The 20533-nt window shown below is 66.3% G+C and carries 19 protein-coding genes; 9 read left to right on the top strand and 10 right to left on the bottom strand.

Features of this window, described 5'->3' with window-relative positions; all coding sequences use genetic code 11:
- Positions 1-18: 18 nt before the first annotated feature.
- On the bottom strand, positions 19-1065 hold the full coding sequence (locus tag ASC98_RS08720) for an ABC transporter substrate-binding protein (RefSeq protein ID WP_082541568.1): 1047 nt from the start codon (positions 1063-1065) through the stop codon (positions 19-21).
- Positions 1066-1153: 88 nt separating this feature from the next.
- Here ASC98_RS08720 and ASC98_RS08715 point away from each other — a divergent pair, with 88 nt between their 5' ends.
- Genes ASC98_RS08715 through ASC98_RS08700 form a run of 4 tightly spaced genes read left to right on the top strand, consistent with a single transcriptional unit; the run spans position 1154 to position 4968 of the window.
- Positions 1154-2005: a sulfotransferase gene (locus ASC98_RS08715; RefSeq protein ID WP_162249206.1), complete on the top strand. Its 852-nt coding sequence runs from the start codon at positions 1154-1156 to the stop codon at positions 2003-2005.
- A 6-nt stretch (positions 2006-2011) separates the two neighbouring features.
- A complete protein-coding gene (locus ASC98_RS08710; protein ID WP_056816122.1) occupies positions 2012-2677 on the top strand; it encodes an SUMF1/EgtB/PvdO family nonheme iron enzyme in 666 nt (221 codons plus the stop codon).
- A gap of 23 nt (positions 2678-2700) precedes the next feature.
- Entirely contained in the window at positions 2701-3390 is a 690-nt protein-coding gene (locus tag ASC98_RS08705) for an HAD family hydrolase (protein ID WP_056816119.1), read from the top strand.
- A gap of 18 nt (positions 3391-3408) precedes the next feature.
- Entirely contained in the window at positions 3409-4968 is a 1560-nt protein-coding gene (locus tag ASC98_RS08700; protein ID WP_056816117.1) for a Na+/H+ antiporter, read from the top strand.
- Positions 4969-4993: 25 nt separating this feature from the next.
- Here the strand turns inward: ASC98_RS08700 and ASC98_RS08695 are convergent, their stop codons facing one another.
- The 3 genes from ASC98_RS08695 to ASC98_RS08680 all read right to left on the bottom strand — a co-directional run bounded on the left by ASC98_RS08695 (position 4994) and on the right by ASC98_RS08680 (position 11280).
- The gene (locus ASC98_RS08695) at positions 4994-8767 is read right to left on the bottom strand and encodes a PAS domain-containing protein (protein ID WP_157597652.1); all 3774 of its coding nucleotides are present in this window, start codon (positions 8765-8767) and stop codon (positions 4994-4996) included.
- 201 nt (positions 8768-8968) lie between these two features.
- Positions 8969-9592 carry a hypothetical protein gene (locus ASC98_RS30225; protein ID WP_157597653.1) on the bottom strand — a complete coding sequence of 208 codons (624 nt, stop codon included), beginning with the start codon at positions 9590-9592 and terminating at the stop codon, positions 8969-8971.
- A 722-nt stretch (positions 9593-10314) separates the two neighbouring features.
- Positions 10315-11280, bottom strand: a complete 966-nt coding sequence (locus tag ASC98_RS08680) for a sensor histidine kinase KdpD (RefSeq protein WP_082541569.1) — start codon at positions 11278-11280, stop codon at positions 10315-10317.
- 283 nt (positions 11281-11563) lie between these two features.
- On the opposite strand from ASC98_RS08680, the gene ASC98_RS08675 reads away from it, so the two are divergent.
- The 3 genes from ASC98_RS08675 to ASC98_RS08665 all read left to right on the top strand — a co-directional run bounded on the left by ASC98_RS08675 (position 11564) and on the right by ASC98_RS08665 (position 13392).
- Entirely contained in the window at positions 11564-11758 is a 195-nt protein-coding gene (locus ASC98_RS08675; protein ID WP_056816100.1) for a hypothetical protein, read from the top strand.
- Between the two features lie 133 nt (positions 11759-11891).
- Entirely contained in the window at positions 11892-12608 is a 717-nt protein-coding gene (locus tag ASC98_RS08670; protein ID WP_056816097.1) for a Crp/Fnr family transcriptional regulator, read from the top strand.
- Positions 12609-12669: 61 nt separating this feature from the next.
- Positions 12670-13392: a Crp/Fnr family transcriptional regulator gene (locus ASC98_RS08665; RefSeq protein ID WP_056816094.1), complete on the top strand. Its 723-nt coding sequence runs from the start codon at positions 12670-12672 to the stop codon at positions 13390-13392.
- Here ASC98_RS08665 and ASC98_RS31280 read toward each other — a convergent pair whose 3' ends face one another.
- The 4 genes from ASC98_RS31280 to ASC98_RS29400 form a co-directional block, all read right to left on the bottom strand.
- Positions 13393-13533, bottom strand: a complete 141-nt coding sequence (locus tag ASC98_RS31280; protein ID WP_200952940.1) for a hypothetical protein — start codon at positions 13531-13533, stop codon at positions 13393-13395.
- A 15-nt stretch (positions 13534-13548) separates the two neighbouring features.
- Positions 13549-14406, bottom strand: a complete 858-nt coding sequence (locus ASC98_RS08660; RefSeq protein ID WP_056816092.1) for an OmpA family protein — start codon at positions 14404-14406, stop codon at positions 13549-13551.
- A complete protein-coding gene (locus tag ASC98_RS08655) occupies positions 14403-14783 on the bottom strand; it encodes a DUF4398 domain-containing protein (RefSeq protein ID WP_082541570.1) in 381 nt (126 codons plus the stop codon). The genes ASC98_RS08660 and ASC98_RS08655 overlap by 4 nt, the downstream gene beginning before the upstream one ends.
- A 346-nt stretch (positions 14784-15129) precedes the next feature.
- Complete coding sequence (locus ASC98_RS29400; protein ID WP_082541571.1) at positions 15130-17379, bottom strand: phage tail protein; 2250 nt, start codon at positions 17377-17379, stop codon at positions 15130-15132.
- On the opposite strand from ASC98_RS29400, the gene ASC98_RS08645 reads away from it, so the two are divergent.
- Both ASC98_RS08645 and ASC98_RS08640 read left to right on the top strand, forming a co-directional pair.
- Positions 17378-17704, top strand: a complete 327-nt coding sequence (locus tag ASC98_RS08645; RefSeq protein WP_056819881.1) for a putative peptidoglycan-binding domain-containing protein — start codon at positions 17378-17380, stop codon at positions 17702-17704. The two genes, ASC98_RS29400 and ASC98_RS08645, sit on opposite strands and share 2 nt — an antisense overlap.
- Positions 17704-18261 (top strand): hypothetical protein, encoded by a 558-nt coding sequence (locus tag ASC98_RS08640; RefSeq protein ID WP_056819878.1) that lies wholly within the window; start codon positions 17704-17706, stop codon positions 18259-18261. Before ASC98_RS08645 ends, ASC98_RS08640 begins: the two co-directional genes overlap by 1 nt.
- Positions 18262-18280: 19 nt before the next feature.
- Here ASC98_RS08640 and ASC98_RS08635 read toward each other — a convergent pair whose 3' ends face one another.
- Entirely contained in the window at positions 18281-18556 is a 276-nt protein-coding gene (locus ASC98_RS08635) for a DUF1488 domain-containing protein (protein WP_056819875.1), read from the bottom strand.
- A 312-nt stretch (positions 18557-18868) separates the two neighbouring features.
- Complete coding sequence (locus ASC98_RS08630; RefSeq protein ID WP_056819872.1) at positions 18869-20524, bottom strand: diguanylate cyclase domain-containing protein; 1656 nt, start codon at positions 20522-20524, stop codon at positions 18869-18871.
- Positions 20525-20533: the final 9 nt, after the last annotated feature.

The following is a 20533-nucleotide window of genomic DNA, read 5'->3' as shown; positions in this document are numbered from 1 at the left end:
TTGACGGGTTCGAGGGCCCTAGTGCGCCACGGTGACGCGGTCGGGTTGCTCGTCGAGCAAGGCGTCGAGGTAGAGGTGCGGCAGGAAATTGGGCGTCGGTGCCGAGGCGCCCGGGCTGCCCGAGACGGCCCAGTCGGCCTCGTCCTCCATCGTGACCAGTTGCGACTGCAGCAGGTTCACGCGGAAGGCGAGCGACTTCCAGCTGGGCTGCAGCGCGGCGGCGTCGACCTTGAGCCGGCGCGCGACGATGGCCAGCGATTCGTCGGCATGCAGCCGGTTGAAGCGCTCGGCCTTCAGCAGCGCACGCACGAAGCGGCGCGACATCTCGGCCTGCTGGTGCAGGTAGTCGGTGCGGCCGACCACGACGTGGCTGACGGTGTAGGCGGCCGGCGCGGTGAACGAGACGCCCTGCGCGCCGAGCGCCGTTTCGGCGTCCTGGCGCACCGGCTGCCAGGTCGACGCGGCGTCGATGCGGCCGCGCGCCAGCTCGTCGGCCAGCCGGCCGGGCGGCAGGTCGACCAGCGTCACGCCGTCGCGCGCCAGCCGGTGGCGGATCAGCAAAGCCCACAGGAAGTATTCGGCGCTGGTGCCGCGTGGCACGCCGATGCGCTTGCCGAGCAGGTCGGCCGGCGCCACGATGCCGCGGTCGCGGCGGGCCACCACGGCCATCTCGTCCGAGACGCTCAGCATGCTCGCGAGGATGCTGAACGGCTGGTGGTCGAGCACCGCGGTGACAAAGGGTACTTCGGCGGCCGTGGCCAGGTCGACCTCGCCGCGCGCCAGCAGGTCGAGGGCGAACTTGCCGTGGCTGACGGGCACGATGGTGACGTCGAGCCCTTCGTCGCGCAGGTAATCCTTCTCGGCGGCCAGCATCAGCAGCGCGGCATGCGGCGTGGTCGAGAGCGCGAGGCGCACCGCCATCGCGGCCGGGCGCTGCGGGTGCGTCGCACGGTACCGCCAGGTCATGGCCAGCGTCGACAGGCCCACAGCCAGCGCCACCGCGGCGATCAGCAACGGAAGGCGGCCGTTTCTCTTCGACGGCGCTGCAACTTCTGACGAGTTCATCAGCCCCCCTCACACTGATCTTGCAGTGCGGTTCGAGCCAAGCGTACGATTGAAGAACAATACTTGCAATAGGGAGTCGATCGCGCGCATGTCGGTACTGCTTCTCGAACGACGCCCACCGTTCCTCGTGATGGCGCACCACCGTTCAGGCTCGAACTTCCTGAACGATGTCCTTCAATCCTGTGCCGGCATCGAATGCCTGAACGAACCGCTGTCGATGCACACGCGGTTCTTTCGCGACCACGACCTGGTGCCGTGGGATGCCGACGACCACGACCCGGCGCTGTTGCACGCGAGCCTGCGCGGCGACGAGACGGTGCGCGAGTTCCTGCTGGGACTGAAGGCCTACCTCGGGCAATCGCGGCGCGGCCGGGTGATCGGCTTCAAGGACACCTGCCTGTTCGGCAAGCTCGGCTGGCTGAAGGCCTTCCTGCCGGAGCTGCGGGTGATCTTCCTGCGGCGCGATCCGCGCGCCATCGTGTCGTCGGTGCTGCGCAGCAAGCTGACGACGCTGTGGAGCTATTCCGAGCTCGTGAGCCGCGCGTTCATGCGCGAGTTCCCCGGCTACCGCAGCGGCGTGCCGCGCACCGATGCGGCGCTGCGCACGACCGAGGTGGTCGCGATGAGCGTGGCGCTGCGCTACGAGCTGGCGAGGCGCTGCCTGCACCACTTCACGCACGTCAGCCTCGAGCTGGCCGACATCTCGCGCGAGCCGGCGCAGGCGGTGGCGAACCTGGTGGCGTTCCTCGGCGCCGAGGCGTCGGGCGATGCCGAGGCCTTCATCCGCTTGCGCCAGGCCGAGACGCGCGGTGGGCTGTTCTCGTCGTACCGCTCGCTGGACGACGTGGAGAACCGCTGGCGCCATCACCTGAGCGAAGCGCAGCTGGCACTGATCGACGAGGTGCAATCCGCGGTCCGATCCACCTCACCCCTGGCCTGACACCGAATGATCGAGCAGTACCTCCATGACGCGATCGGCTTCAGGGTGGCGTCGGGTGCACTCGCGGGCCGGCGCCTGCGGGTGGCCCGCACGCTGCTGACCTGCCGCGTCGCCGCCGAGATCCTCAACGAGATGCAGATGCCGCCCGAGACCGGCGGCGGCTACCGTTTCGTCAATGTCTGCAACCCGCGCAACCCGCTGGCCTTCGACCCGGCCGGCGGCGGCTGGCATTGCCGGGCCGCATTGGCCGAGCACCCGGTGTGGGGGCTGAACTGGGCGGCCGCCGGGCTGATCTGCGCCCACCTCGGGGGCCGCCTGCCGTGGGCGCAGGAGTGGGAAGCGTTGGCGTCGAACAACGATCCGGCGCGGCTCTACCCGTGGGGCGATGCGCCGCCGACTCCGGTGCACGCGAACTTCGACGAACATTTCGGCGGCACCAGCGTGGTCGGCAGCTTCCCGCCGTCGGAGCTGGGGCTGTTCGACCTGGCGGGCAACCTGGGCGAGTGGTGCCAGGACCTGCACGACCACGATGCCGAGACGCCGATGGAGCGCACGGTGAAGGGCGGGGCCTGGAGCAAGGATGCCGGCCACCTGCGCATCCAGGCCAGCCGCGGCAAGTGGGGCCGGCTGGGCACGACGACGATCGGGCTGCGGCCGGTGTGGGACGAGTGAAGGACGACGGAAGAAGGACCGCGATGACGAAGCTGGTGATTTTCGACCTGGACGACACGCTGATCGACTTCGCGTCGACGCGGCTGGTCGCGCACGACCTGATCGCCGAGGTGCTGGCCGACGAAGGCATTGCGGTGGCGCCGTTCCTGCAGGCCTGTGTCGAGGTCGACCGGCCGTTGTTCGTGCAGTTCGAGCAGGGCCGGCTGACGCGCCAGGAGTACCGGATGCGGCGTTTCGCCGATCCGTTCGACCGACTCGGGCTGGCACCGCGCGAAGGCCTGGTCGCGCAGCTGAACCGGGTGTTCATGGACTGCGTGAACGACAGCCCGAAGCTGTACGACGATGCACGGCCGACGCTGGCGCGCCTGCGCGGCGATGGCCTGCAGCTCGCGATCCTGACCAACGGTCCGGCCGACGGGCAGCGCCGCAAGCTGGTCGCGACCGGGCTCGACGACGCGGTGGACCATGTCGCGATCGGCGAGGAGGCGGGTGTCAGCAAGCCGCATCCGCAGGCGTATCTGCGCGTCTGCGAGCGGCTTGGTGTTGCGCCGGCGCAGTGCCTGATGGTCGGCGATTCGCTGGCGCTCGACTATCAGGGCGCGCTCGCGGCGGGGCTGCAGGCGGTGCTGCTGGACCGGGCGGGGGCGCATGTCGGGACGGCCCATCGCATGGTGCGCGACCTGCACGGCGTGCGGGTCGCAAGCGACGGGTGAACCCGGAATCCGACCCCCATGGCCACCTTCGAATGGATCATCCTGCTGCTGCTCGGCGCGGCGCTGCTCGCAACGCTGGCACGCCGCGTCGGCGCGCCGTACCCGACCTTCCTCGCGATCGGCGGTGCGCTGCTCGCGTTCCTGCCGGACGGGCCGCGCTGGACGCTCGATCCGCAGCTGGCACTGACCCTGTTCGTCGCACCGGTGCTGGTCGATGCGGCATATGACACCTCGCTGCGCGACCTGCGCACCAACTGGCGACCGATCGCCGGGCTGGTGATCGCGGCGGTCGGCGTCACGGTGCTCGCGGTGGCGCTGACCGCGCGCTGGCTGGTGCCGCAGATGCCGTGGGCGATCGCGATCGCGCTCGGCGCCGTCGTCGCCCCGCCCGACGCCGCGGCCGCCACGGCCGTGATGCGGCAGGTCAAGCTGCCGCACAAGCTGCTGACCATCGTCGAAGGCGAGAGCCTGCTCAACGATGCCAGCGCGTTGCTGATCTACCGGCTCGCGATCATGGCGGCGCTGGCCGGGCACATCGGCTTCGCGAACTTTGCGCCGGTGCTGCTGCTGACGGTGTTCGGCAGCCTCGCGGCCGGCGTGGCCTGCGTGTATGCGACGCAGCCGTTGATGTCGCGCGTGCAGGACGTGCCGACCATGCTGATCCTGCAGTTCGTGACGACCTTCGGCGTCTGGATGGCGGCCGAGGCGATCGGGCTGTCGGGCATCCTGACGCTGGTGGCGTACGCGATGACGGTCGCGCGGCGGCGTGGCGTCGCGTTGCCGGCGCGCATGCGGGTGCCGATCTTCACGGTGTGGGAGGTGGTGGTGTTCGTGCTGAACGCGTTCGCGTTCGTGCTGATCGGCCTGCAGCTGCGCCCGATCTGGGAGCGGCTCGAGGCCGGCGGCGTGCGCAGCGAATCGCTGCTGGTGGCGTTGGCCGTGCTCGCCGTGACGATCGGCGCGCGCTTCGCGTGGGTGCTGAGCTACAAGTTCGTGCGCCTGCCCGAGCGCCAGCGTGCTGCAGGCGCGCCGCCCTTGCTCGGCGGGGCACTGGTGCTGTCGTGGGCCGGCATGCGTGGCATCGTGACGCTGGCCGCGGCCTTTGCGATCCCCGAGACCTTGCCGGGCGGTGCGCCGTTCCCGTACCGCGACCTGATCCTGCTGTGTGCCTTCACCGTCGTGCTCGGCACGCTGGTGCTGCAGGGGCTGACGATGAAGCCGCTGATCCGGCGCATGAAGCTGCACGACGACGATCCGGTGGGTCGCGAGGTCAAGCACGCACGGGCCGAGGCCTATGGCGCGCTGCTGACCGCGATCGACGGCGACGACTCGGTGCACGCGAAGTTGCTGCGCAAGGAGTACGCCACGGTGATCGAGCTGAACCAGGAAGGCGCGACCGACGAGGAGGCGATCGACCGGCGCTCCGGCGGGCCGCTGCGCCGCCGGGCCTTGGCGGCGGCACGCGCGAGGGTGGAGGAATTGCGCAACGAAGGATCGATCGGCGACGCGGCGTTCCGCGTCGTCGTGCAGGAGCTCGACTGGGCGGAACTCAGCGCGGGCGGCGCGCGCCACGCGTGAGCGCAGCCGGCCTGCCGCAGCAGGGCTAAGCCCGCCCGCCTTCGATGAGCCGGAGCGCGACCTGGACGTTGTTGCGGCCTGCGCTCTTGGCCTGGTAGAGCATCACGTCCGCCTGCCGGACGAGCGCCTCGACGGTCGTGGCGTCGCCCTGGTAGAACGCCAGGCCGATGCTCGTGGTGATGCTGATCGCCTGCTGCTCGACGATGAAGGGCGAGCTCATGGCCTGGACGATCTTGCCGGCGACCGTCGACGCCACCTCGGGTCTCGGCAGGCCTTCCATGATCACCGTGAACTCGTCTCCCCCCAGGCGGGCGACGGTGTCGGTGGAGCGCACGGTCTGCGACAACCTGGCGGCGAACCCGCGAAGCAGTGCGTCCCCCGTGTGATGCCCGTAGCGGTCGTTGATCTGCTTGAAGTGGTCGATGTCGAGGTACATGAGCGCGATCAGCGCACCGCTCGCCCGGCAGCGCTGCATGGCCTCTGCCATGCGCAACTCGAAGCCGGCGCGATTGATCAGGCCGCTGAGCGCGTCCACCCGGGCGAGCTCGGTCAGCCGTTTTTCCTCGAGCTTCTGGCGGGTGATGTCGGTGACCACCGCGTGGAAGCCGAGCACCGTGCTGCCGTCGGCCGCGCGCTGGGGGATGTACTGGGCCTCGTAGCAGACATAGCTGCCGTTGCTGTCCATCTCGCTCTGGAACGTGACCGGCTCGCCTCGCAAGGCGCTGCGAATGTGCGGCTCCACCGACTGGTAGGCCGTCTCGCCCAGCACCGCACGAACGGTCTGGCCATGGAGTTCGTCGCGCGGCCGTCCGAAGCCGCGCTCGTAGGCCAGGTTGTTGAAGCGGTAGCGCTCGTCGGCGTCGATGTACGCCACGCGCATCGGCAGCGCGTCGGCCACGGTGCGCAGGCGCGCCTCGCTTTCCTGGAGCGCTCGCTGCGACTCGCGGTACGACGTGACGTCGTTGATGAGCGTGTACAGGCCGACGACGCTGCCCTGCTTGCCGCGATCGGGGACGACCGTGACCTGCACATGGCGACGGCCTTCGGGGCGCATCATCTCCCGGTCGTCAGCGACGTCCTGGCCGTCCAGCGCGGCTCGCAGCCGGGGGCCGATCTCCAGCCGGGCCTGCTCGCCGAAGAAATCCTCTGCGCTCATCCCGACCTGGGGCGCCGCTTCGCTGCCGAACCATTGCTGGTAGGTCCGGTTGACGAATTGAAAACGCAGGTCGCGGTCGAGGTAGGAAATCAGGGCCGGCATGTTGTCGGTCACCAGGCGCAGGCGATGTTCGCTGTCGCGCACGGCCTGCTCGGCCGCCTTGGCCGCCGAGATGTCGCGCATCAGCGCGGAGAAGTACTCGACCTTGCCCTGTGCGTCGCGGTGGCAGATGACGATGTGGCTGACCGGAAATTCGCGCCGCTCGGCGTCCCAGACCAGCGACTCGCCGACCCAGACGCCGGTGGCCGTCGCGCTGGGTCCGACCTCGGCATCGAACTTCTCGAGCGTCTGCGGGGGGTTGAAATGCGCCAGCGTCAACTGCTCGATCGGCGCATCCGGTGCCAATCCGGCGCGTCGTCTTGCGGCAGGGTTCATGTAGATCAGCCGACCTTGTACGTCGTTCTGGATGACGTAGTCGGTCGTCGCGTCGAAGATCGCGGCCAGTGTGCGCAGGGCGCGCTCGGCCAGCACGCGCTCGGTCACATCGCGGCCGACGGAATGAAGCGTCGGCCGACCCGAGGGATCGCTCAGCAAGCGGTTGGTCCAGGCCACCCAGCGCTGGGCGCCATTGGCGGACGTCACCCGGTTCTCGCTGGTGGCGGTGGTGCCGGTCGACAGGACGTCTGCCACCACTTTCCTGACGGTCGGGTGATCCGCGGGCTCGATGTAGTCGTACATGCTGTCGCCCAGCATGTCCGCAGGGGTTCGTCCGAAGTGCCTCGCATACGCCGGGTTGACGTAGGTCAGTTCGCCGTCCGGCGTCGCGAGCGACACGAGCTCGGACTGGTTTTCGACGATGGCTTTCACCATCTGTTCGCTGGCGACCAATTGCTTGAGCACCGGCCTCACCTGGTGGTGCTGGGCATAGATGGCCAGCGCGACGATGGCGACCAGTGCCACGGCGAGGACGTTCAGGCGCGACTTCATCGGCGCATAGAGCGTGTCGACATTGGTCCGCACGGCCAGCCCGAGCCCGAAATCCTTGATCGGCGTGAAGGCCGAGAGGACGTTGGTGCCGCGCCGGTCCTTGAGGAACTGCACGCCGTGTTCGCCGAGCAGTGCTCGCGCCACGGGAAGCGCGGCGCCACCGGTCGCATCAAACATCGGCAGTTCAAGTCCGGATGGCCGGTACCGGTTGGGCGCGCAGATCATCTTGTCGTTGTCGCGACCGCAGATCACCGCGTCCGACGTGTCGCTGGAGGCGCGGATCTCGGCGAGCAGGCGATCGAACAGCGGCATGCGCTGCTCGGTGAACACCCTCCCCACGATGCGCCCGTCGATCCGGACCTCGGCTTCTGCCAGGAGCAGGTAGCCGTCCTTCCAGGCCAGGAAGGTCGTCTGCTCCGTATTCGCCAGCCGCTGAATGATGCGCGACTTCGCGGGCACGGGACCCGCCTGTGCCACACGCGCGCCGTTCGCGGCGTAGATTTCCACGCGCGTCAGGTCGGCGGTGAGGGCACTTTCGGCGACCCTTTGCAGGAAGTCCATGGCATCCGTGTCGGCGGGAGTCCTGCTCAGCTTCTCCAGGGCTTGCCGCGCGGCCGGCCGCGTTGCAACGGTTTTCGGGAACAGCAGGCTGACGTCGATGGTGTGGCCCAGCGAGGTCGCGTTTGTCGTGGCGATCAGCAGCATGTCTTTCGACACCGATCGCTCGAAGGTGCCGCGCATCACCGAGAAGCCCGCGACGCCGCCCGCCAGCGCAACCAGCGTGATGACCGCGATCGAGCGGCGCTTGATGCGCTGCTCGGTGGTTTGCAACCTCTTGGGATCGAAGGCGTGGGCTGCTTCGTGCAGCATCCACAGGCCCGCCCCGAGGACGGAGAGTCCGAAGGCGGTCGTCGGCAGCAGCGGGTTGCAGCTTGCCACCTGGTACAGCGCCTCGAGGCCCACGAAGTGTCCGACCATTCCGCCGATGCCGATGGCGGGAACCGTCAGAGCCAACAGCGAGAAGACGAGCGGGCCGAGCCGGGTGGAGCGACGTTCGTTCAGCCAGAACGCGACGCCGGCGAGCAGGAACGCCAGGCTCGCGTTCGGCGACAGCCGGCCGGGATACGGATGGGTTGCCGTGGGAACCGCACCGGCGTGGGCGATGTCGATGCCCAGGCCGATGCCCGATGCGTACTCGAACAGGTAGGCCAATGGCAACGCGACCAGCGCGCCGACGCAGAGGGCCGCGAGGCGGGTGGGCCAGGTGGCCGAGGCCGACGGGCGCGAGGCGTTGATGAGGCAGATGCCTGCCGCAACGAAGAGCAGTGAACCGACGATGCCCGCGTGCTCGATGCCGGGAATGAGCTGTACGGCGGCGTCGACGGGAAACACCCAGTGCGTGGCCATGGCCGCACCGAACAGGCCGACGACGACACCTCCCACTCGCGCGGTTGAAAGGGCCGATTCCCTCATGGCGGTATCCAGTTTCGGTGGTGTCGCGGCGCCGAGTCCGCGTGGCAAGCCTTTGATGGGCTGGCGATACTGAGCCAGAACGCCAGCGCAGCGTACGCGCTGAGGACGGCGATGTACATCGGAAGTCAACCCGTGCGGGTGTGATTTCCAGGTGAGCCTCGCGCGGCACAGCGGCTGCGTCATGCCGCCAGGCTGGTCACTGAGCGCTGGTGCGCTTTCCAGTCTCCTCAGATTGGCTGATGCGCTCGATCCGGAATTGCGCCAGGATGCCCCGTGCATTGCGCTCGACCGGCCATTGCCGACGGGGCAGAGACATGCGTTTTTGTGTCCGGGCTCACTTCACGGGAATGGTGATGCAGCGTACGGTGGCCGGCACCTGAGCATTCAATCGCCACTGTCGTCCATCGCGACAACAGGGCGGTTGTCATGCAGCGGCCCTCCGTTCCAGGGGGCGCCCCACAGATTTATCAGGTTGTCGATCTGCGGGTCCGTCGCGCCGGCTTGTCTCGCCGCCAATGCGTGCGTGTACTCATTCTGGTTGTGGATCAGCCTGACGTGGCCCAACGGATGATTGTTGTTGTGCAGGTTGAAGTTGTTCGATCGGGCATTGTTGCTGCCGGCGTTCAACATTCGACTGTTGCTTTCGAGGCCTCCGCCACCCAACGCAGCTGGGACAATGTGGTCGATGTTCCCCAGCACGCCTTGCAATTGGCGCGTTCGCACGACCAAGGCGTTGGTTTCCTCATCGTGATCAGCTTCATTGAATTCGGCGTGCCCTTCAGCCTGCTGTTGGTAGTACCCATCCGCGATGTCCTGATTGAATCCTGCCCCCGGAACTTCACTCCCCGTTGTGTGATCGCCATCCGCAATTGAGTAGCAGACACGCTGCGCCGGGGCCCGGGAGTCTCCACCAAGCGGTTTGGCGTTGGACCGGGACGGGCCGAACAGCCTCTGGATCTGTTGTGCCTGGGCGACCATGCGGGGCGATGCATCGAGTGTGCTGGCCATGCTCCGCGCCGTCAGGGACGCCTGTTGAGGCGCGACCCTTGTGGCGCCTTCGTCAACGCATGTCCTGGAGGAATCTGCGGGAGCATGAATCTTCATCGCGGTCTTCCTCGGATTTCGTTGCTTCCGCATGGCCATGCGTTGCCCGACAAGGGGATGTCGTCGATGCTGCACCGGCAAACAAATGCATGCCATCGGATCCAAGCTGATATCGCATCGGCAAATCTCCGAGGCGCCGGATCGCCCCGGGTTCCTGCGGTTGCCGACCAGCGATGACGGCCCTCGGCGGCCCGCAACTCGTCGATGGTCGGCACCACCTCGATACTTCCAGCACTGGAATTCGGCCCAGAAAACGGAAAAGCCCGCAGCGTGAAACACGCTGCGGGCCCCGTAAACGTTGGCTCCTCGACCTGGGCTCGAACCAGGGACCTACGGATTAACAGTCGGATCGCGGAGCCGGTGGCTTGGCCGCACCACCATTGGCTTAGTTGTCATTCGGTGTCTCATTGGGCGCCGTCCGTCCAACACCGCAGTCTCCCGGCGTCTGCGCGGGCAAGTACTGTATATGTGACAGTTTGGGGATCCGGCCTGCGGCCACCGCGCCGCGGTTGTTCTTCGTAAGTTCCGACAGAAGAACCCTCGCCGGCAGCCGCGACCGGGTACCAGCTTGAAGGCAGTTTCTCCCCAGCTTCAAGGTGACTAGGCAGGCCACCAAGCGGTGGTTGTCATGAAGCCTCGGTCCAGCGTCTTCCATCGCGAATCGGGATCCTGAGGACGAAGCGGCTGCCTTGCCCAAGCCCGGCGCTGCTCGCCTCGACGCTGCCGCCATGGGCTTCGGCTAGCTCGCGCACCACCGCCAGGCCCAGTCCCAAGCCGACGCCATTGAACTTCACCGCATGCTGTTCCTGCACGAACGGGTCGAAGACTTCCAGCAAGGCCCGTGGCGAGATGCCAATGCCGTTGTCCTCGACGGTGAACACCATGGCATCCGGCATGCGTTGTACGACGAGGGCGATCTCGCCGCCGGCCGGTGTGTACTTGGACGCGTTGCCTAGGAGGTTGCTCAAGATCTGGGTCAGGCGGACCGCGTCGCCGCGTATGCTGCCCGGCGGGGACGGCAATTCGAGCCGCAGCGTCTGCGTGTGTCGGGCCATCGCATGGCGGCAGGTGACGAGCGAATCCTCGACCACGTCGGCGATGTCGACATCGCCGAACTCCAGACGCAGCTTGCCGGCATTCACACGCGACACATCGAGCAGATCGCCAATCACGCGCGACATGCGGCCGGTCTGCCGCTCGATGATCTCCAGCAGGCGTGCAATCTTGTCGGCGGCAACGCGCGGCAAGAGCGTGGCAGTGGTGCACAAGGTCATCAGCGGGTTGCGCAATTCGTGGGCCACGACGGCCATCAGTTGGGTCTGGCGGTTCAGCGCCAGTTCTGCCTGGCGCTGCCCGCGCTGCGCAAGCAGCGTGGCCTGCAGCAACTGCTCGTTGACCTTGCGCAGTCGCGCGAGAGTCGCGCGGGCGCGCCTGCCAGTGGCGGGCGCTGCAGCGTCCGCTTGCTGGCCGAATAGGGGGGCGCGCGGCGCAATGCGCCTGCGTGTCGCTGCCGTGCTGTGGTGGGGCGCGGAGAGCGTTTTCTTGGGCGGCAGTCCGGCGAGGGCGTCGGACGGGTGAAGCGTGACAGACATTGCGGTGTCCTTCCGAAAGGGAGCGCGTGTGGGTCAGGCGGGAAGTCCCAGCCCCAGGATGCAGCGAATCGCAACACCCAGGTGCGCAGGCTTCCTTTTGGGGATGGGGGAGCGCTCCGTCGGCGAGTCTGCCGGGCCCGCCCCGATCCGGTCTGTGCGATGGCGAACGCAGGGTCGTGGCATTCCTAGCGAACGTTACTTACCGCACAGACGCCCCAGCGACGCATGACTAGCGTGCCTGCTGCACCTCTAGGAAAGGCAAATCATGACCAGGACGCACCGCTTGAAGTCCGACAGATCCGAGGCGCCGGTGGTCGCGGCACCGCCCGCAGAGGCCGACTTGCCGCTGATGGCCACGCTGGGAATCCGTTTTGAGGAAGGTGCCTATCGCTTCGCCTGCATCCCGTATGACAACCTGCACGACGCGGCCAACTTCGCTCGCTTGGCCGGTGCGGGACGCGACGAGAACCAGCGATAGACCACTCCATTCTTGGCGATATGTTCGATAGCGAACATACCGCGACTCCGTGAGCGCCTATAGTCGCCGCCATCGGCGGTATGGCGCGGTACGCGTTCCACGCCGGCTCCGACCCTGTGCGGAGCTTCGTGACATGGCCCTTTCCCCCGACCCGAAGCAGAATCATCTGCTGGCGGCCCTGCCTGACGCAGAGCAGCAGCGCTGGCTACCACAGCTCGAATGGGTCGAGTTGCCGCTCGGCCAGGTGCTCTACGAACCCGGGCGCGCGCTCAGTCACGTTTACTTCCCCACCACGGCCATCGTCTCGCTGCTGTACGTGATGGAGAACGGCTCGTCTGCCGAGATCGCCGTGGTGGGCAATGAGGGAATCGTCGGCATCTCGCTGTTCATGGGGGGCGAATCGACGCCCAGCCGCGCAGTGGTGCAGAGCGCCGGCGGAGGCTTCCGGTTGAAGGCATCGACGATCAAGGAAGAGTTCAACCGCGCGCCGGTGCTGCACCTGCTGCTGCGCTATACGCAGGCGCTGATCACCCAGATGGCGCAGACGGCGGTGTGCAACCGCCACCACTCGCTCGATCAGCAGCTGTGCCGCTGGCTGCTGCTGAGTCTCGACCGGCTGACCGGCAGCGAACTCGTAATGACTCAGGAGTTGATCGCCAACATGCTGGGCGTGCGCCGAGAAGGTGTCACCGAGGCCGCGGTGAAGTTGCAGAAGGCGGGGCTGATTCGCTATGCACGAGGGCGCATCACGGTGCTCGACCGGCCGGGGGTGGAGCAGCGCACGTGTGAGTGCTATGCGGTGGTGAAGAAGGAATACGACCGCTTGTTGCCCGCGCCGCTGGTGGACTGAGCCGCTCTGTGTACGCTGGCAGACGGTGACGCAGCCGCGCAGGCCCCAGACTGCCTGCGCCATGAAAAACCTCGAGAACGGCTTGATCGAACTGCTTCCGCGGGCGGACCGCCAACGTCTTCTTGCTGGGGGAGGTGCGGTCGAGATGACGCTCGCCCAGGTGCTCAGCGACGCTGACCAGCCAACACGGCACGTGTACTTCCCGATGGAGGGCTTTGTGTCGCTGATCTCGCGAGTCGATACCCATCCCGGCTTGGAGGTCGGCATGGTGGGGCGCGAGGGCATGCTGGGCGTGCACGTGGCGCTGGGCGTGCCGGTCGCGCCGCTGCATGCAGTGGTGCAGGGGCCGGGCACGGCGTTGCGCATCGCCGTCGCCCCATTCCGGCGCGAACTGGCCCGCAGCGCCGCGCTGCAACGCAGCCTGAGCCGCTACATCCACGTGTTGATGGCGCAACTGGCAGGCTCGGCCGCCTGCCTCCGCTTCCACCTGATCGGACCGCGCCTGGCGCGTTGGCTGCTGATGAGCCAGGACCGCGCGCAATCCGACCACTTCCACATGACGCACGAGTTCCTGGCCTACATGCTGGGCGTGCGGCGTGTCGGCGTGACGGCCGCAGCCGGTACGCTGCAGGCAAACGGTCTGATCGAATACCACCGCGGCGAGTTACGCGTGGTCGACCGCGCCGGCTTGGAGGCAGCAGCCTGCAGCTGCTACCTGGCCGACCGGCGCATCTACGGCCTGTCGATCGGCCGGGCCCCGGCCCCGGCTATTAGCGCGGCCTGATCACCGCTTGGGTTGGCGATCCGGTGTCGCCCGCGCGATCGCGGGAATTGCCAGCACCGGCATTCCCGGCTTGGCAATCGGCGCCTGCGCCTGCTTGGGTTTCTTCACTTCCTTGTTGCCTTGCTTGCGTTCCTTGGACATGGTGCGCTCCAGATCTCAGCGAGGCTTGGACACGCCGTTCTCATCCGATAGGATGATCTCGACGCGGCGGTTCATCTGCCGGCCCGCGGCGCTGTCGTTGCTGGCGACAGGGTAGGCCTCGCCGTAGCCGCGCGTGCGCAGCCGGTCGGCAGTGACGCCCTGGTCGATCAAGGCCATGCGCAAGGTTTCGGCGCGGCGCGTCGAGAGGTCGAAGTTGCCGCTCTCGGTGCCCTGGCTATCGGTGAAGCCCTCGATCATCGCGGTGCGCTTCGGGTGGTTCCTCATGAACTCGACCAGCTTGCCCATGTCGCGCACGCCGCCGGGACGCAGCTGGGCGCGGTTGGAGTCGAACAGCACGTCACCCAGCGTGATCACATCGCCGCGGTCGGTCTGCTTGGAGCCCAGCGCCTTCAGCTGCAACTCCAGCTCGGCGGCACGCGCCTTGTCCTGCTGCGCACCGGCCGTGGCGACCGCCAGTTCGGCGCCCTTGGCCTGGGTTGCCATGCGGGCAGCGGCCACCTCGCGCGCCGCCTTGTCGTCGACGCTGCCGGCCTTGGCATCGGCTGCGGCCTTGTCCCAGGTCTTGGCATTGGTGGCCTCCCGCGCGATGGCCACGCGCTGCTGGGCCAGGTAGGCGAAGTGGTCGACGCTGCGCAGCGTGTCGCCACGTGCGCGGGCCGCATCGCCGGCTGCGAGCGCTTCGCGAGCCTGTGTCATTTCCGGCCCGGCGTACTCGGCGGCCTTCGGGTCGCCTTGCAGCATTTCATAGCTGGCGTGGGCCCTGTCGAGGGCGGCGTTGGGTTGCGGCACGGTGCCGCAGGCCACCAGCGCTGCGGCCAGTGCGGTGACGGTGAAGATCGAAAGCGTGTTCATTGGGTACCTCCGGAGGACGCGGCCTTGCGGGCTTCGTCGGCTGCCTTGTTGGACTTGGCGGTTTGCATCTTGCGCACCGCGAGCTGCGCGTCGAGCTGGCTTTCCTCGGCCAGTTGCTTCGCGAGAACGTAATCCTTCGCGACCACGGCCTTCTGCGCGGCGGCCAGTTTCTCGGTGGCCAGGCGCGTCTCGGTGGGTGCATAGGCCGGCGCGCCGTCGACGGCGGCGCTGTCGACCGCGGCCTTGGCGCTGGCCAGCTGTTCAGTCGGCGGTGGCACAGTAGCGCAGCCACTAGCGATGAGGACCATCAGCCCGGCCAGGATGATGGGACGGGGTGCCTGCGGAAACGACAGGCAAGGCAAGTGCATGAGTCTCATGAAGGGACTCCTTTTCGGTGTGATGGGAACAGGGGAGGACGGTGGGGGTGGTCTGCGCCTGCACCCCTTGACGCATACGTAGCTCAACGTGCGATGTCACTTGGCGCCGCCGATAAGCAGACCATGGCACCGTGTGACACCGCCGTCTGTCTGCCAGCGCACGCAGGCGTGCGGCAAGACGAAGGACTGTTCGCCGTCGTTGGAGTTCACAGGTCAAGGCACAGCCGCAGTGCGCGCGGCGCACGACGAATGGTCTCAGGGGCAACGGGCTTTCTCTCTTGAGAACCGACCGGCTGCATCCGGCCTGGAGGCACAAATTGCGCCTGTGTTGCCAGAGCGCGGAAACTCACGCAATTGCGCGCAGGTTGGGTTGTGCTGTCTGCTGCCACCGCTGCTTGATGTAGATCTCGGTCGTTGACTTGTCTGCGTGGCCGCAGAGCAACTGAATGCGCTCAATCGGCTCACCCGCAAGGTACATATCTGTCGCACCCTTGCCCTTCAGGTCGCGCAGGCCAAAACTTGGCATTTCGGCCAAAGGCCCTTTGGCGAGCTTGTGCGCTGCTTTGACGCGCTCAATCGAGCGCCGAAGCATCGCGCTGAGCCCGGTGTATGTGTACGCATTGCCGTCGCGGGTATGGATGATCGGCTGGCGCAGCACTGGTACTTGGCCTACTGCTGCATTGACCAGGCTGTCGAGGACTCCAACGAGTGCTATATCTATCTTGCGGCCGGTCTTGCTCTGAACAAAGCTGAGAACTCGACCACCTTCCTTGTTGCGAATGTTCGCAGGAGTCCACGCAAGTACGTCGACCTCTGGCCGTTGCAAAGTCCTGTAGACCAGTTCCATTGCGAGCCTGACGGCGCCTCCCGCCGCGTCATAAACCGCTCGGTACTCGGCATCGGTCACGTAGCGCTCGCGGCGCGACTCCGGGTTGCGGCGAACACCGCTGGCGCGCATGCATGGGTTGACACTGAAACCGTCGGCGGCGCGGCCAGTACGGATTAGCCAGCTCAGCATGGAGGACAGGCATGCGCGCTCCCGATTGGCTGGTGTTGGCCGGCCTAGCGCCGCGTTGTCCTCAAGATAGCTCTGCACGTGCGACGGCTTGATTTGGTCGGGGAACATGCGGCCGAAGTACGCGAGCAGCGGGCCACCGTAGTCCGCATACCCTGCATAGTCGTCGAGCGTGCGCTGACTCAGCGTGCCGGCCGACACGCGAAGCTTGCAGTCCGTGAGGAACTCACCGAACCACCATTGCACAGTTCCATACGCCTTCCCAGGATCGTTGTGCATGGCTGCGGCCTTCTTGGCGGCGGCCAGGTCGGTGCCCATGTTCTCCCATCGTCCGTTGCGATGCCGATACCAGAACTTTCCGCGGCGAACGGCCAATCGCGTGCCTGCCAGACCGAGTGGGTCACCGTCCTTGCGCCTGCGCCCCATTGAGAGGTCTCCTTCGTTTTGCTGCCCAGTCTTGCAGCCCTGTGACGTTGGGTTCCATCGCAGCAGAGCGCCCCTGGCCCGAGGGAGCCAAGCGAGCAGCGCCAAACACGCGCTCAAGCTCGGACCGCATGATGACTGGGTGCCCTTCACGTCGATCGCCGCGACCCACCAACGCCTGGCGCCGCCCCAGTCGATGCGGCGCAGGTGCCGCGTGATCTGGAACACCCCGACGACGATGGCCGTCGCGAAGCTGTCCACCAGGCTGAAGTTCGCCGGCAGCTTGAAGGTGTAGGTCGCGCGGATGTACAGCGAGCGCTGCAGCATCAGCTGGGCGACCAGGCGCGCGACAACGCCGTCGGTGATCCAGTCGGCCTTCACGATCGCCTCCGAGCGCAGCCCGTGCGCATCGATGTCCGCCTGGTCCTTCGCCTCGGCCACGTCGACGTTGTAGCTGTTGGCCCGGTTGCGGTACTGCACCCGGAAATGGTTCTTCGCGTCGGCCGGGCTCTTGCGTTCCTGCTTCACCGGCGGCTCGCCCGGGCTCGGGATGAAGTGGTCGTCGGTGAGGTCGTAGACCGGCGTCACGTTGGGCGTGAAGGTGCGGCCGAGCCCAGCTTCCGGGCTGTCGCCGTAGGGAATCATCTTGAGCCGGCCGGCACTCCACACCGGCGCGGTGTTCGTGAGCCGCCCGAGCAACTGCACCAGTTCGGCCGCGGAGATCTGTTCGGTCAGCGCGGGCGACATCACGAGGCCCGCCGCGACGCAGTAGTCCGACCAGTCCTGCATGCCGTCGAGCCGGTCGCTTGCGATGTTGGCGCCGTAGCGGCCGTTCATCAGCAGATCCAGCAACGCACGGCTCGGGTCCACGTCGGGCACGGCACTGCCGAGCGAGTACGCGAGAGCGCCCTGGATCTCGAAAGTGTGGTTCTCCACCTGTGCCGAGCCGCCGAGGTCGTAGTCCTTCGCGCAGACATAGGCCAGGCCGCTGTAGCCGAGCGCCTGCGCAGGGTTCGCACCCTGCAGGTACGACCACGGCGCCTGGCCGAGCGCGCCGGTCTTGAAGCTCAGGCCCAGCTCCTCAAGCGCGCTCTGCTTCGTGCCGGCGGTGACATCGGTGTCGAGTTCCAGCCGCGTACGCTCAGCGGCGAGATCCATGCCGATTACGCCGCAGCGCTCTCGGCGGCCTGGCGCGACTGGCACCTTCCTGCAGCGCGCGCTCAACGTGCTGAACATGGAAGGCACCTGGTATCCCGACGTGCAAGCGGACGGCCGCATCGGTCCGATGACGATCGCCGCGCTGCGGGAGTACATGCGCCGCCGCGGAGCCGGGGGGCAGGTGGTGCTGCTGCGCGCGCTCAACGCGCTGCAGGGCGCCTTCTACGTCGAGCTGGCCGAGCGCCGCGCGAAGGATGAAGCCTTCGTCTACGGCTGGCTGCTGAACCGCGTGGAGATCACGCCCGCGGCAGGAGGCAAGGCCTGATGGACCCGATCAGCACCGCCTTTGCGCTCGCGCAGTTCGTGCCGGGCATCCTGAAGTGGATCACCGGCAGCGACCAGGCCGAGCAGGCTGCCAGCACCGTGATCGACATCGCCAAGCAGGTCACCGGTAAGGACACTGGCCAGGCCGCGCTGAGCGCGATCCAGGCCGATCCTGCTGCGCTGCTGGCCTTCCGCCAGGCGGTGATCGCGGCCGAGGTCGACCTCGACAAGGCTTTCCTCGCCGATCGCCAGGACGCCCGCAAGCGCGACGTGCAGCTTGCCCAGCTCGGCCGGACGACCAAGCGCGCGGACCTGATGATCGTCGGCGACGTGGTGGGCATGCTGGCCTGCCTTTCGGCGATGGTCTTCGTGACCTGGCTGGGCGTGACGAAGGGCGGCGACGTGAGCCCGCTGATCATGGCGCTCAATGGCCCGCTGGGCATGCTGACCCAGCAGTTCGCCAATGGCCTGCGCGACGCACACCAGTTCGAGTTCGGATCGAGCCGCGGTTCGGCCGAGAAGACCGAACTCCTCGCGAGAGCGCCGGCAGTGAAATAGACCGCTGGACTGCAGTGACTCAGCGGCTACCGTCCAAGAACTCATCGGTGTGGATGAGCACCGGGGAAGTCCCTTCGCGGAGGTACTTTCTGGAGACCATCTGGTGGATCTCTTGCCGGTGGGATTCGTAGGCCGCAAGCCAATCCGACGGGCTTGGACCGGCCACAAAACGGTCTTCCAGAAATTCCCTGGAGACCAAGGCTCTGACGATCAGCCCGCCGATGACAACGACAAACCGCACAGCCTCGCTGCGAGTATCAACACTCGGGGCGCTGAAAAATTCCTGCTGAATCAAAGCAGTGCTCCCTTCGAACGCCGGTGCACATAGCAACTTGCCCGGAGTTTGGATTCTCCGCTTCTCCAACCGCTGTGCAGTTGAATATTTCAGCGATGTGCAGGCGTCTGCACATGTCAAAAGACATGACGGCTACCGAATTGGTTGCCGTTTGCTCAATAGCCGCATGTCCAGTTTTTCTCGGTATGCAACGGCACTGGTGACATCTGGGTGTTCGATACGCTGTTTCAGCCGGGCGGTTGATCGAGGCCGCAAGACTCTCGTACGCGGAGGCCCAACTCGCCGGGTCTGAAGTTGCGCCGAACCGATCTATCAAGCACTCCCGCGATGCCATCCACCGCCGCCTTGATCAGAGCTACGATGTATGGTGTTGAGCAACGGCAGGGAGACAAGAAATTCGCTCCCGAGTTCTGGCCCTGGGCTGCTGGCGGTGATGCTTCCGCCATGCGCTTCTACCAGCTCATGGACGACCGCGAGGCCGATTCCCAGGCCGAGCCCGTGGAAGGCGGACGCCCGAGGATCTGGTGTAAACAGATCGAATATGCGAGGCAATACCTCGGCCGCTATCCCGATCCCGTTGTCGGACACACTCACGACGCAGGTGTCGATTGTGCTGACGACGGACATCGATACGACTCCTCCAGACTGTGTGTACTTGGAGGCGTTGTCCAGTAGATTTTGAAAGACCTGGGCCAGTCGAACAGGGTCGCCGAAGACCCATAGGGGACCAACTGGCAGCTTCATCTTGAAGTGTTGCAGGTGCTTGTCGATCGCGGGACGGCAAGATTCAATCGCTAGCCTGAGCACTTCAACAAGGTTGACCGAAATTGGTTCCAAGTGAAATTTGCCAGTCTGAGCTCGCGAGCTGTCCAGCAAATCATCCACGATGCGCGCTAGATGAGACACCTGACGCTGGATAACCTCCTGCAGCCGGGCGTGCTGCGCTTCGTCGGTGCGAACGCGTTTGAGCAGTTCTGTAGCCGAGCGGATAGGCGCCAGTGGGTTTCGCAACTCGTGAGCGACGATGGCGAGGAATTTGACCTGCTGCTGATGAGTCTTCACTGCTCGAGCTTCAGACTCCTGCAAGGCTAACGACGACAGGACCAACTGTTCGTTCGCGTCACGCAAACTGCGCGGATCAGGTGCATGAGAGAACTGTCGCTCCGCAGGTGAGGCTTCTCCTGATTCAGTTGAGGCAGCGAGTTGAACCGCGTCATTTTCCGGAAACGCGTGATGGAAGCTATAGGCACGGCCGCCGCGGCGTTTGACTCGATACATCGCCTCGTCTGCGGCGTCGATGAGGCGCGCGGAGTCGTCGCCGTCCTGCGGATAGATCGCGATTCCGATGCTCGCGCTCAACTTCATTGCAGGTGCATCCCTGAGATCGGTCGGGGCTTGCAGGGCCTGAAGCATCTTCTCGGCCACCAACGCAGCGTCGGCGGCATCCGAGATTTCCGTAAGCAGCACTACGAACTCGTCTCCGCCGTGCCGACTCACGGCGTCGGAGGCTCGCACGACTCCCTCTAGTCGACGAGCAACGACTTGCAGCACCTGATCGCCTACAGCGTGACCGAGCGTGTCGTTGACTTCCTTGAACTTGTCGATGTCGACAAAGAGGACTGCAAAGCTCGATTCACGCCGATGGGCCATGACGATGGCGTTGTGCAACCTGTCCATCATCAAGGCGCGGTTGGGCGTGTCGGTCAACGCGTCGCGCTGTGTGCTCTGCGTTAGTTCGCTCAGCCTGGCCGTTGTCTCCTGCGCGATCCGTTCGGCGGTCATCACCGCCAACACCAACTTTTCATTGGCCTGCAGCAGCTGGGCCGCCTTCGTGTCGTCGAACTCCCGCTGAACCTGCTCGATGTCGCGTCTAAGGCGAAACAGCTCCTTGCGGAGTTCCTCGACGGCCGATGTTGACTCCGACGAGCCCGCCGATCCAGCAGAGGGCTGGCCGAGATCGCCGCTCATGGTGTCATC

The organism is Rhizobacter sp. Root1238 (genome assembly GCF_001425825.1).
In the GTDB taxonomy this organism is placed as follows: Bacteria; Pseudomonadota; Gammaproteobacteria; order Burkholderiales; family Burkholderiaceae_C; genus Rhizobacter.
The sequence above is the reverse complement of the archived record's forward strand: the minus strand, read 5'-3'. Positions and strand labels throughout refer to the sequence as shown.